Origin of the sequence: Vibrio sinaloensis DSM 21326, from assembly GCF_000189275.1 — a bacterium.
Taxonomy (GTDB): domain Bacteria; phylum Pseudomonadota; class Gammaproteobacteria; order Enterobacterales; family Vibrionaceae; genus Vibrio; species Vibrio sinaloensis.
Genome location: NZ_AEVT01000058.1, coordinates 172,382 through 185,346 on the forward strand (window position 1 = coordinate 172,382; position 12,965 = coordinate 185,346).

Genomic DNA, 12,965 nt, shown 5'->3' on the forward strand with positions numbered 1-12,965 from the left:
ACAATCATGTTAAGCCGAGGCTTGGATAGTTGTAGTCTCTGCTAATTTCTGAGGCGAAAACTGGTGTAAATTGACCACCTTATCGCTTAACTTCTCTAACGCGACCTCATCATGACCAATGATGATCAGGCTGCATTGCTGCTCAGTGGCTAAAGAAGCCAGAAGGTGTAGAGTTTCAGCCGCAGTGATGGGGTCAAGCCTAGAGGTCGGTTCGTCAGCAATTAACAACTTAGGCTTCATGAGCAGAGCCCGCAAAATAGCGAAACGTTGCAGTTCACCACCGGAAATTTGTCGCGGTGTTCTTTGCAAAAGACTCAAATCGAGCTTGAGCTTCGCCATCAACGGAGCCACTTCCGCCATATCAAACCGATGAATAGTCTGCAAATCTTCCAACAAGCCACCTAAGCGAATATGAGACGGAAACGCACTCGGAGGATCTTGGTATAGCTTGAGCTTTTGGCCAATGCCAACAGGTTGATGGAACACAATCTCACCTGATGCCGGAGCTAATAGACCGAGCAGAGCGTCAGCCAGACTGGTTTTACCACAGCCACTTTGACCACAAATACCAACGACCTCTCCCTGATTCACTGTCAGTGACAGCCTCTCGAACAACGTTGACCGGTTTCGACGCAATGACAAACGCTCTACGCTCAGTAGTGGATTAGCTTCTAGAGCAGGTTGACGCTTAGGCCAGTATTTCGGATTCGACGCAATTAAAGCTTTAGTATAGTCAGACACAGGGTTGGCGATCACCTCCCTCGCCTCTCCCGACTCAACCACAGTACCTTGCTTCATGACAATAATATCGCCACCTAGCCCTTCTGCTAATTCGATATCGTGGGTAATGGTAATCAAGGCACCTAACTTGCCATGCTCAGCCAGCATATTACCGACAATATGACAGTGAGTTCGATCTAAGCCCTTGGTTGGTTCGTCTGCCAGCAGCAGTTCTCCACCCGCTTGAGTGGCGCATAAGTACGCGATCCGCTGCGCCATACCGCCAGAAAGCTGGAACGGATATTTAGCTTTAGCATAGCCAAGGTTCATGCTCTGCAATGCTTGCTGAGTAAGTGATTGAGCCGACGACGCTTTCTCTCCATTCACCAAGCTGTGCACTTCCTCGATTTGCTTGTGGACGGGCATGATCGGATCTAGTGCCAGCCAAGGCTCTTGCGGTAACAATGCAATCTGTTTCCCCCAAGTCTGTTGCAATTCTGTATCTGAGACTAAACGCTCTTCAAGATAGATTTGCCCGCTGGCGGAAAGCTCTTTCGGTAAAGTGCCCGTTAACGCGGCTGCAATCAGACTTTTCCCCGCACCGGTTTCGCCGAGTATGGTCAGCGGCTTGCCTTTATCGAGAGTAAAGCTGACCGGCTCAACTAAGACTTGCTCACCCGCTGAAACGGACAATGACTCGACACGAATTAAATGACTCATGATTTTTCTCCGCTGGCTAGCAAATGAAAACCCAGCACCAACACAAACAAAGTAATCAACGGCTGAGCAAGCACCCAAGGCGCGACTTGGTAGTAACGGAACAGTTCCACCATCATAAGGCCAAGCTCTGCTTCTGGCGGCTTAAGCCCAACGTGCAAGAAGCCCAGTGAGGCCAATGCAAGAATGGCATTACCTGCGCCAAAACAGCAAAGCGTAAACACATCTTGACGACAGTGTGGCCAGATATGACGTTTGAACACATACCAAGAACCAAATCCATACAACAAAGACGCTTCAACCTCTGGTGAATGAACCAGCGAAAGGGTTCTATTACGTACCACTCGATAAAACTCCACCCACAGAATCAAAGCAATCGCTACGTACAAGATGGTGAAAGAGCCTGGTACGAGCGCTGCAAACAGCAGAACCAAAATAAGCCCCGGCATGGCGAGAATAATGTTCATCACGAAGGAAAAGCTTCTATCCCACCAGCCTCGTCGCCAACCGGCAAGCACACCAGCAGCAATACCCAGCGCGGCAGAAGTCAGAACGCTCATCCATGCCAAAGAAAGAGAAGTAATAATGGCATCACTAAGACGGGCGAAGTTACTGCGGCCAAAATGATCCCGCCCAAGTGGCTCCGTCAGATCAGGAGAGGCAAACGCCAACGAGAGCTGCTGCGCGGCGGGGTCTGAGTTAAACAGCAGCTTCTCAACCAATACCAACAACAACGCGGCCCCTATAATGACCAATCCAACGACTTGTTTCTGAATCCCTTTCATTGCGCTGTCTCCCGTTGTTGCCTTGGATCCAATTGATAAGTCACCAGATCGATAAAGGTATTGATCGCAACGAAGAGTAATCCCATCACCAGCGCAGTCCCTTGGATCATCGGGATGTCACGCGCGAAAATGGCATGGGCGAGAGCATGACCAATGCCCGGCCAAGAGAACAGAGATTCGATCATAATAATGCCTTCCATCAAGCCTATGGTCTGGATGGCAAGAAACGTAACAATGGGAATAGCAATATGGCGCTGAGCGTGATGTTGAAACGCCTGTTCAAAGCTTAATCCCTTCAAACGCGCAAATTTAAAGTAAGGTGCATTAATCGCCGTTCTTGTCGCATTGCGAATGAGCCGATTCGACATGGCGGCAAGCGACAATGCTAGCGTTAAACCTGGTAGAAATAGGTGGGCCACGGTGCCAAACCCTGCAACTGGGAATAGGCCGAGATGTAAGGCGAAAATGATGGTCATCACCAAGCCAATCACAAATACCGGTTGAGCTCGAATAAACACTGATGTGATTAGGCTCCATTTGTCCGCTGCGGAGTGAGCGTGCTTGCCGCAATAAACACCAATGGGTATCGCAATCAAGGCAGACAACAGCAAAGCCACTAAGGCCAGCAGCAGAGAATGGCCCAGTTGATGTTGAATCTCTTCTATCACAGGTGCGCCACTGATCAGTGAGCGGCCGAGATCAAACTGAAGCAAGTCCCATAACCACTGTAAATAGAGCTCGAACCCCGGGCGTTCTAGCCCGAGTTCCGCACTCACCGCTCTCGCGGCCTCTGCATCAACATAGTCGTAGCCGTAACGCCCAGCAGCAATGCGAAACGCAAAGTCGCCGGGCAACAAACGCATCAAAATAAACGTCAGTGTGCCTATACTCCAAGCCACCAATGTGGCCTGAAGTAATCGTCTGAGTAAGATGTTAATCATTCAGCGTCATCTCTGAAATACGGTAGTTAATCTCAAACGGGTCAAAGCTGAAGTTACCGACCTTCTTATTCACCGCCACCAGCTGGGTGTAGAAGGTAATTGGAATAAGTGGCATCTGTTCTGCGAGGATTTGCGACGCTTGCTGTGCTTGCTTCTGGTAGCTAGCGGCATCTTTGGTCGCACTTAGATCGGTAAGCAATTGACTGAACTCTTGCGATGACCAGTTGGTTGGCCCCCAGTCGCTGCCTTTGTGCTCTGCAAAATCTTTCATTAGCAGTGCCAACGGGTCAACAGTGGCACCAAAGTTACGCGCAACCAGGCCCAACTCTATGGTGCCATCTTGGTGCTTAGCCGGGATCGCGCTTGAATTATCGATACTGATATCAACTTGAATACCGACCTCTTTCAGCTGTGCTTGGATTGCAGTGGCAACGACAGGCAGTTCTGGGCGGTCAGAATAGGTCGTTAGGTTAACAACAAACGCTTCACCACCACGCTCAAGCATACCTTGCTCATTGGCTTGCCAACCTTGCGACGTCAACAGCGCTTTTGCTTTCGCAAGATCACGTGAACTTTGAGCATAGTTTTCGATGTGCCATGCTCCCAATGAAGGGGCAAACAGTTGGTAGGCTTCTGAACCTGGCATACGAATGATTTGTTGAGAGATACCTGAACGATCCAAGGCTAAGCTCAAGGCTTGACGCGTTTGGTAAGAGTTTAAGTAAGGGTGTTCGTTGTTCAGCTTCAATAGAATGGTACGTGGAATAGATTCACGTACCACCTCAACACTCTCGGTTTGTTGCAGCGGCGCTACACTTGCTGGATCAAGGGTGTAAACAATATCGGCCTGCCCTGTTTGCGCCAATAACGCGCGGCTTTCAGCACGGTGACCAGCTAGATACTGCACTTTTTCGATATTGGCTTTTTCGCCCCAGTAATTGTCATAACGCGTTACGTGGATCTTATGCGGTGGCACAAGTTCTTCGATTTGATACGGTCCAGTTCCCGCAAGAGAAGTCGCCACACCTTGGTTGTTGTAGCTGCTTGGAGAGGCAATCGCAACGGTATAGTGAGCGAGCACCGTTAGCATAGGGTTATAAGGTTTAGTGAGCTGAATGGTGAGTTGCGCGCCATCGGCTTTGATCTCAGCAATAGGCACGCGTTTGATCACACCGGGTTTCGCCCTGGCATTCTCTAATGCCAACTTTACAGCGGCCGCATCCAGTATCGCACCATCGTGAAATGTCACACCTTGGCGTAAGTCAAATGTCCAAGTGAGGTCATCGGGACTTACTGACCATGCTATCGCCAGCTGTGGCTCAACTTGACCTTTTTTATTGATGGCCACTAAAGACTCGACCACTTGCATGCGGGTAAACATGTAGCCATCTTTGGACAGATCTTGACTGGAAAACTCAAAAGGACCCGAAATCTTGAGGGCGGGTTTTTCCTCTGATTGACCGAATTGACTGAAGCCAACAGCCGCTACGGCCGCAACCGCCGCCAAAGCAATAATCCTACTTTTCATTAAATACATATCCTTGATGAATGAAAGCCTGAGTATGTTATAACATAACAACACTTTCAATATATATGAGAATGAATATCAATTAAAAATCCAGTGAATCAAAACTTAGACGGTGAAATTTCGCTGCTAAACCTCTAACTTCTAGAGCAATCTATCCTGCTCTATGAATCGGTCTCTGGTAGAGTAAATGAAATGGATTGAGTAGCGCAGCTTCCTATGGACTTTTATCACCAATTGCAATTTTCGCTTTCTATAACCGGGCCAATCTGCCTGATGTTAGTGCTCGGCATTGCTTTCAAGCGCATCGGCCTCATCAACGAGAACTTTATTGAAATTGCCTCCAAGCTGGTTTTTAAAGTAACACTGCCTACTATGCTGTTTTTGAGCATTGTCGTGTCCGAACACGACATCTACGCTGCCAGCCACTTTATTGTTTTTGGTGTCATCGCGAGTGTGGTGTTTTTTATTTTTACCACCTATTCGATTCGAGCGTTCTTTCCACATAGCGCCGATCAAGGGGTCATTATTCAAGGAGGCTTTCGAGCCAATACTGGCATCATCGGTATCGCTTATGTCGCAAACGCGTATGGCGAACAAGGAGTGGCACTCGGGGCTATTTATGTCGCGGCGACTACCCTTGTTTACAATATTTTGGCAGTAATATGCCTAACCCCAAGACATAGTGAATCTGGCGAGACCGTTGGCAAGATGATGGCGTCGACGCTGACTAAAAACCCTCTAATCATCTCCATTTTACTGGGTATGTTGGTTTACCTACTTGCCATTCCTATTCCCGAAATCGCCATTGATGCAGGCAACTACTTAGCCAAAATGACCTTGCCACTGGCGCTGCTGTGTACAGGTGGGTCGCTCAACCTAGGTTCGATGAAAAAAGAACAAGCTCCAGCTTGGGTTGCCAGCAGCTATAAACTGCTCCTCGCCCCAGTGTTGATCACTGCTGCTGCATATTGGCTAGGGTTTCGTGGTATGGAACTGGGAATTCTGTTCTTTATGAATGCCGCACCTGTCGCGTCTGCAAGCTACATTATGGCGCGGGCAATGAATGGTAATGCAGTATTAGCGGCCAATATCATCGCGTTAACGACCACACTATCAACCATCACCTGTACAGCCGGTTTGCTTGTGCTAAGTCTGCTAGCCCTGGTTTGATGAGCGTTAACCAAAAAGCGAAGCCGGTTGGCTTCGCTCGATAGCCTCTATTTTCAAGGGGTTAACTCAACGCTATTTGGCTGGCGTCTGCGACCATGATAGCCCCCTGCCCAGTCAGTTCAGCCGCAACTTGCTCGGCATTATCCGGAAAAACAGCGCGAGTAGAAGCAAGGTTTAGGATCACTTTGAACCCAGCTTGTAACAGTTGCTCAACGGACTTTTTGACACAAAAGTCTAACGCTAAGCCACCGACAATGACGGTATCAATCCCTTTTGAACGTAAAAACTCTATTCCGCCAGTGGATAAACTATCCGCCTGATCGTGATAAAAGGCGCCGTAAGGGTGAGCGTCTGGATCAATGCCCTTATTCATTTGGAAATCATACTCGCGGATCGCCGGTAAACCGGGCAGTAGCTCCACCCCAGCCGTGCCAACCACACAATGTGGGTTCCACTTAATGTCCACTTCTGGCAAACCCACCGGTTGCAACATCTGCTCTGGCGTTTCAGCTTCCCAGGCAGCCCCCGGTGGATGCATATCGCGTGAAACAAGCTTGATACTCGCTTTGCTGTGATTGGCAATCAGCTCATCAACAATGTCCAATGCCCCAGCCACTGGCAGCTCATTCGGGCACAGCTCACTGAAGCCTTTCTGCGGATCCACATCAACCGCAGCGGTCTTAGATCGTTCAATTCGTACGCTTTGCATTGGTTTACTCACTCCATCTCAATTAGCGCAGGCAAGTTTGGAAGTACGTTACGCTTTTTTCACCCAAGCTGTACACCTGAGCTGGCTTGCCACCTTTACCTTTGTTGGTTGAAGCCATCTTATTCGCACTGACGATCACGCCGGTATCGATCAAGCGACGCTTCACCGTCATGCGGTTTACCTCAACACCGAATTCGGCATAAGCGGCGATGATGTCAGAGACAAGGAACTCTTTATCAAGCGCAAACAAAGCCACCGAGGTGTACTCGACCGCCGCACGCAATTTGCGCCACGCCAGTTTAATCAAATCAGCATGGTCGAACGCCAGTTCAATCTCATCATTAAGGATCTGGGTGAGAGAAAACCACCTTAGTTGCTCTTGGCACAATCCACAGTTCTCTATTTGTTCAACATTGGCGTTGTTGAGCAGGGCGTAATGGGCAATTGTCACACTCCACCCTTCCGGATCCCGCTTGGGGTTACCATCAACCATGGGCTCACTAATGTAGTGCGGGTAAGTGTGAATTTTTTGCCGACAAATTCGACGCCTTGCCGCATCAAAATCTTGGTCAGCCGCTTGACCGCCGTTGGCCGTTAAATCCTGCTCAAACACAAACCCACCCGGGATAGACCACATACCGTGTTGAGGTCTATCTGGGTTGTTGCGCTTAATTAACAGCGTCTCTAGCCCTTGGCTACCCAGCCTTAGACATATCATGTCAATCGTGACAATCATTTGCGTTTCCTAAATCCTTGTCTGCTGGCTACATTATCACTATCGAAGGCAATATCAACCAGAAAGTAACCATTTGTGATTAACCCTGTTATTTTATGTCTCAGCTGGAAATCAAAGAAAATATAAGCTGGTATTTTTATTGTCAGTTAATTCTGTCCATTTACTAGGGTTAAATTTAAGTTAATAACAAAATTTGACAAACTAAAGTTGGTTAATTACAGTTCGACCAAGTAACTCAGCTAAATCATAGACAGGATGGCGCAATGACCACCTCGCTTTTCAACCAAAACATCATTCAAAGTGCACTCGATCTGGATGTGTATAAAATCAATATGATGTATGCGGCGCGCAAGCTGTATCCGGTGACACAGGTCCGATACGAGCTGATCGTTCGCTCTGATGAAGATCTGTCTAGCCTCAAACCAGCGGTTGAGAACGAAATTCTGCGCTTAGCGGACATTCAATTTAGCGAGCAAGAATGTCAATACCTTTCGCAGCAAGCCCCTTATCTTGATAAAGAGTTCATCGAGTATTTAGCCGAGTTTCGCTTTCGACCACACTCTCAAGTCAAGGTTGATACCGTTACAGTCAAAGGCAGCCAACAGCTGAAAGTCTCTATTGATGGTATTTGGCACGAGACGATTCTTTACGAAACCATAGTGATGAGCATTATTTCTGAGATACGAAATCGCCAGCGTTGGTCAGATATTCCTTACTCTCAGTTCAGAAGCACTTTAGAAGAAAAGCTCTCTTGGTTGCGAGCAGAGTTGAAGCGCCGTGAAATCACTAACTTCCAATTCTCTGAGATGGGTAGCCGACGTCGCTTTAGCGCTCAAGTTCAGCATGATGTTGTCGATTACCTGAGCCAGCACGCTGCGGATCTCATGTCTGGTACCAGTAATTACCATCTCGCCAAACAGTTTGGCCTGACACCGATTGGCACCGTTGCTCATGAATGGTTTATGGCGCATCAACAACTGGTGGATGCCGCCGACTCACAAAGGGTCGCACTTGATTGCTGGCATACATCGTTCAACGGCAAACTAGGTATCGCCTTAACTGATACGATAGGCATCGACGCTTTCATTAATGACTTCAGCTTAGAGCGAGCGAATGCCTATGCCGGTGTTCGCCATGACTCCGGCAGTCCTTTTGACTGGGGAGACAAGATGATTGCTCACTACGAATCTTTGGGGATCGATCCAAAGTCAAAAATACTGATCTTCACTGATGGCCTTAACTTTGAACGCGCACTAGAGATTTGTGACTACTTTAAAGGACGGGCGAATGTCAGTTTTGGCATCGGCACTTTCTTAGCGAATGATATGGGTAGCTGGCGCAGCGAAGGCATCACTTACCAACCACTTTCTATGGTGGTGAAGCTGGCTGAATGTAATGGTAAAGCGGTCGCAAAAATCAGTGACGAGCCGGAAAAAGCCATGTGTGAAGATGAAGAATTCCTAAGCCAGCTTAAACACTCCTTTGGCCTGATTTCAACTTTCGATAAAGCAAGCTAATTCATTAAGCAGAATAAAAAACGGAGCCCGCGGCTCCGTTTTCAATTGATTTATAAGCTCATGATTTTCTTGAACTCTTCCTCAGAGTATTTCTTCTCAGTACTCTTGGTTAAATCTGTAAGCATTTTATAGCGAATCTCGGTCGCCATATTCAAGGTGCGTTTTAACTGCCCGTAGGAGTAATCCGCCGCCATATCGAGCGCCGCTTGTTTGTCCTGCTTGTACATGTCACTCAAAGTGGCATCGAGATGTTCGACTTGCTTATACAAGCGAGTTTCTTCTTTGTCCCACGTCTCTTTAAGCAGCGGGAGGTATTTATCAGGATTGGCTGAAGCGAGCGCGGTCAAACTTCTAAACTGCCAATACGCAGAGTCATCACTGTAAGTATCATCCCCCACTTGATACGCCTTAGGGTAATCTTGCAGCGTCGAATACAAGGGAACGAGAACCGATTCCGGTAACACACCAAAACTTTGCCAAATCACGCCTTGAAGCTCTTTCGGCATGTCGGCACGCAGTTGAATAATATGCGACTCTAACTGGCGTTCGACACGAATAGGTCTCTTAGCCTTGCCTTCAAGCGCAGTGCCATCGTAAGTTGCACTCAGCACTTCGGCAACATCGTCCACGCTGATCTTGTCATCGGGCTGCATAAACAATGGATATTGGGCGCGACGGTTCTGTTGATGCTTGGAAGGCGTCAGTATTTTTTGTCCTAGCCATTCGCGATCAATATTGTATTCATCACCGATAACACCAAACGCTTTAGCGAAGTTAAACGACTTGGTGTCGACCTTATCCAGCAGTTTGTGCTGCTTAACAAACTCGGTTAATCCTTGTGAGTGCATCACGTCGTCACTGGCTAAATTGACACCATGAATGCGCAGCCCATTGGCGATCATCGCGTAGCTATCATCAGGTACCTTAACTGCAATCCAATGATGGCCCGATCCAATTTCAAATAACCAAGCTTCATTTACATCAGCAATGTAGAGGCTGTTCCCCTCCCCTGCACCGTAGGTTTCAATATATTGGCCAAGGAGCTCAACGCCTTGTTTGGCACTTTTTGCCTGCGGCAAGATCAAAGTTGGAATAATCGCTTCAATAACACCCGGCTTAACCAAAGGGTCCGCTTTAGCCGCTTTATCGTTCACTTCTGCACTTGTCGTCGCAGAGACCGCGACGTTGTATTCATTAATACCACGTTCTTCGTAGTATTTACCGTCGCTATCAACCGTTACCGCATCCCAATCAGGAATAGAAGAATAAGCCAAGAAATGCTCTGGCATAGGCACAACGAGGCCATTCCCCAATGTCCAATCACCTGGTTGATTGTCTTGGGCAGAGCGATACTCAAGGTACTTGTTCCAATTATTGATGCCGAAGTCTTCGTTACGAGCAATCATAATACTGCCGTCCGTCGATGCTCCTTTACCAACAATCAAACCCGTACAAGCGATTGCATTCCCGCTGATAGCCACTGCTATCGCGCTCGCGGCAAATGTCACAGACCATGTTTTCATCTCTTCTATCTCCATCTTGGGATCAAATTAGGCGAATTCAGCTTTTTATCTGTGTTTGCAAAAGTATTATTGTTTGGAAAGCTGCTGCAGGCAGTCTAACGAGGTACGAGCGGGATTAATGATCATTGGATCACAGTTCCACGACAAGCCAACCATGAATAAATATCTGAAAAATATGCAGTTTCTGAATATTCTAGCCCTTATTCCAATCGACTTGATCACATTGCCACGCAAACTCTCCGCACAGGCGTTTCAGTTGCTGCACGTCTGATTCCGTCTGTTCGACCAACCACTGGAGAATTTCATTCGCAATGGGGCTGCGATTTTTTTGATAACAGAAATACTGCCAATCACTGTGCTGTAACGCGATGTTCTCCGGACATTTGAGAAACTTTCTTTTGAGTTCAGGTAATACCAATAACAAGTCCGTTACCGTCACACCTTGACCGGATAGGCACGCACTCAACGCCAAATCGAGGCTAAAAAATACGGTGTCTCGACCTTTCTTTTTGCCCTGTAAATTGGCATTCGCCAACCATAGTTTCCAATCTTGGTGATCTAAAGTGGCATGGAGATGGGGTAAATTGAGCACATCCTCAATCTGGATGTTTTGCTCAGACATCAATTCGGTATAAACCGGCGCCATGTACTCTGCACGTAAAAAAGTGATCCCCGGTTTACCAATATAACGCTCTCGCTGACGAGTGTTTAAAATCAGCAAGTCACTGTCTTCGTACTCTAAAGGCGGATCTTCCTCAATAGACGGAATAATTACGATCTCGTGTTCAGGGTATTTTTCGTTCAACATCGCTACGTTAGGCATCAACACTCGAGTCGCATAACTGAGGGCACTTTTGATCACAATGCGCTTTTTGGCAGGCGCTTTCCACTGGCTGATCAATGAATCTAAGTTATGGAAGTTCTGGCGCAAAACTTCATACAAGTCTTTGCCCTGCTCAGTCAGTTCAATGGTTCGATGCTTACGGATCAGCAGCTCACAATTGAGCTCCTGTTCAAGCTGCTTTATCTGCCGACTCACGGCACTTTGCGTCACATTGAGCTCTTGTGCCGCATTGGTGAAACTCATCAAGCGAGCGACGGCTTCAAACACTTTGAGGCTATTGTGCGAGTATGGTAGATGGGAATAAGGCCTCATTATTTACTCTCATGATCTCAACTCATGCCAGAGTGGCATAAATGTCATTTGAACACCAGTCGGATAACCCGTACCTTTGTGTGATAAAGATCACGAGGCAACCAATGAAAAAAATTCTCTCCTTAGCGATACCGCTCATCATCTCTCAAATGATTTCCATGGCACTGGTTCTGACCGATGTATGGATGATGTCACGATTGAGTGTATCGGCGATCGCAGCAGGTGGACTCGGTGCCTCAATCTACTCCTTTGTGTTTATTGTTGCCGGCAGCACCGTGGGTTGTGTCGCGAACTTGATCGCCATTGCTTATGGTCAACGCATTGCTCGTCCTGACTATGGTAACCAACAGATTCGTCTGGCTGTGAAAGGCGCAGTCATGCTCTCGGTGGTGCTTTCCGTTGTGCTTACCTTCAGCTTTATGTTTGTTCCTCAGTTACTTGCTGCGGCCAACCAATCGGCTGAACTGGCCAGTTACGCTATGGAATACGTCGATACCTTAAAATGGGCGATGCTTCCTTCATTGCTACTGTTAGTTTTACGCGGCCTAACCAGCGCATTTGGCAATGTACGTTCGATCATGGTTATGTCGCTGCTCACCGTCGCGTTGAATGTACCTATCAGCTACCTTTTAGCGTTCAGCTTAGATCTTGGCTTAGCGGGACTTGGAGCAGGCACAGCGATAGCGGCACTGCTGGTCATGTTGGGTTACGCGTTTTGGGTGTTTAAGCGTCCAGAGTACGCACCGTTTGCTCCTTGGCTACATCGCGAAGAGTACCGCTGGTCACTACTCACGCCGCTACTGGCAATGGGATTACCAATCGCATTAGCGGCCTTACTTGAGCATGGCCTTATTTATGGGGGTACCTTGATGGCGGGTACCATCAGCGTGGCCGCATTAGCTCTACACCAAATCTTACTGCAATGTTTGAGCTTTACTTGGAACGTCAACTTTGGTTTCTCTCAAGCGGCAGCTATTTTGGTGGGTCAAGATTTTGGAGCCGAGAACTACGACGGCATCAAGCGCACCGCGCTACGTAGCTTTGGTATTACAACCATCCTCAGTATTGTATTGGCGGGGGCCTTCATGCTTTACCCAGAAGTGATTGCAGCTATGTTCAACCTCAATGCTGAACTTACCGACCTGCTGACTTTAGTACTTTGGGTGGTGGCGCTTTCCTTTATTGTGGATGCGTGGCAATTGTTGGCAATAAACCTGCTTAGGGGGATGAAGATTGTTATCGGCCCAACCATAATGACGGCCATTGGTTACTGGATGTTTGGTTTGCCGGCGGCTTGGCTACTCATGCCTGAGCATCAATTGGCAGGAATCTGGGGAGGCATCGGAGTTGGTTTGGGTGTAACGGGGATTCTACTCTTGATTCAACTGCTGTTTGCGATTAAAAAACAGCGTAATCTCGGTTCACTTGCCGCGATGGCCAGTTAAGCCTTACTATGCTGTTTT

11 protein-coding genes are annotated in these 12,965 nt (G+C 47.8%); 3 read left to right on the forward strand and 8 right to left on the reverse strand.

Features of this window, described 5'->3' with window-relative positions; translation table 11 throughout:
- Positions 1-9: 9 nt before the first annotated feature.
- From RH45_RS09655 to RH45_RS09670, 4 genes are read right to left on the reverse strand one after another with little or no spacing between them, the layout of a single operon-like run.
- Positions 10-1,440 (reverse strand): ABC transporter ATP-binding protein, encoded by a 1,431-nt coding sequence (locus RH45_RS09655; protein WP_008076567.1) that lies wholly within the window; start codon positions 1,438-1,440, stop codon positions 10-12.
- Positions 1,437-2,222 (reverse strand): ABC transporter permease, encoded by a 786-nt coding sequence (locus tag RH45_RS09660; protein ID WP_008076569.1) that lies wholly within the window; start codon positions 2,220-2,222, stop codon positions 1,437-1,439. Before RH45_RS09660 ends, RH45_RS09655 begins: the two co-directional genes overlap by 4 nt.
- A complete protein-coding gene (locus tag RH45_RS09665) occupies positions 2,219-3,163 on the reverse strand; it encodes an ABC transporter permease (RefSeq protein ID WP_008076570.1) in 945 nt (314 codons plus the stop codon). The genes RH45_RS09660 and RH45_RS09665 overlap by 4 nt, the downstream gene beginning before the upstream one ends.
- Positions 3,156-4,691: an ABC transporter substrate-binding protein gene (locus tag RH45_RS09670; RefSeq protein ID WP_008076572.1), complete on the reverse strand. Its 1,536-nt coding sequence runs from the start codon at positions 4,689-4,691 to the stop codon at positions 3,156-3,158. The genes RH45_RS09665 and RH45_RS09670 overlap by 8 nt, the downstream gene beginning before the upstream one ends.
- Before the next feature lie 216 nt (positions 4,692-4,907).
- On the opposite strand from RH45_RS09670, the gene RH45_RS09675 reads away from it, so the two are divergent.
- Positions 4,908-5,861: an AEC family transporter gene (locus RH45_RS09675; RefSeq protein ID WP_008076573.1), complete on the forward strand. Its 954-nt coding sequence runs from the start codon at positions 4,908-4,910 to the stop codon at positions 5,859-5,861.
- A 61-nt stretch (positions 5,862-5,922) separates the two neighbouring features.
- On the opposite strand, the gene RH45_RS09680 is transcribed toward RH45_RS09675, so the two are convergent.
- Positions 5,923-6,570, reverse strand: coding sequence for an isochorismatase family protein (locus RH45_RS09680; RefSeq protein ID WP_008076575.1), 648 nt, complete (start codon positions 6,568-6,570; stop codon positions 5,923-5,925).
- Between the two features lie 22 nt (positions 6,571-6,592).
- The gene (locus RH45_RS09685; protein ID WP_008076577.1) at positions 6,593-7,306 is read right to left on the reverse strand and encodes an NUDIX domain-containing protein; all 714 of its coding nucleotides are present in this window, start codon (positions 7,304-7,306) and stop codon (positions 6,593-6,595) included.
- A gap of 263 nt (positions 7,307-7,569) precedes the next feature.
- On the opposite strand from RH45_RS09685, the gene pncB reads away from it, so the two are divergent.
- A complete protein-coding gene (pncB, locus tag RH45_RS09690; protein ID WP_008076579.1) occupies positions 7,570-8,823 on the forward strand; it encodes a nicotinate phosphoribosyltransferase in 1,254 nt (417 codons plus the stop codon).
- Positions 8,824-8,873: 50 nt separating this feature from the next.
- On the opposite strand, the gene RH45_RS09695 is transcribed toward pncB, so the two are convergent.
- Positions 8,874-10,346 (reverse strand): C69 family dipeptidase, encoded by a 1,473-nt coding sequence (locus tag RH45_RS09695; protein ID WP_008076581.1) that lies wholly within the window; start codon positions 10,344-10,346, stop codon positions 8,874-8,876.
- Between the two features lie 193 nt (positions 10,347-10,539).
- Entirely contained in the window at positions 10,540-11,502 is a 963-nt protein-coding gene (locus RH45_RS09700) for a LysR family transcriptional regulator (protein WP_008076583.1), read from the reverse strand.
- Positions 11,503-11,606: 104 nt separating this feature from the next.
- Here RH45_RS09700 and RH45_RS09705 point away from each other — a divergent pair, with 104 nt between their 5' ends.
- Positions 11,607-12,947 (forward strand): MATE family efflux transporter, encoded by a 1,341-nt coding sequence (locus RH45_RS09705; RefSeq protein WP_008076585.1) that lies wholly within the window; start codon positions 11,607-11,609, stop codon positions 12,945-12,947.
- The last annotated feature ends 18 nt before the right edge of the window (positions 12,948-12,965 follow it).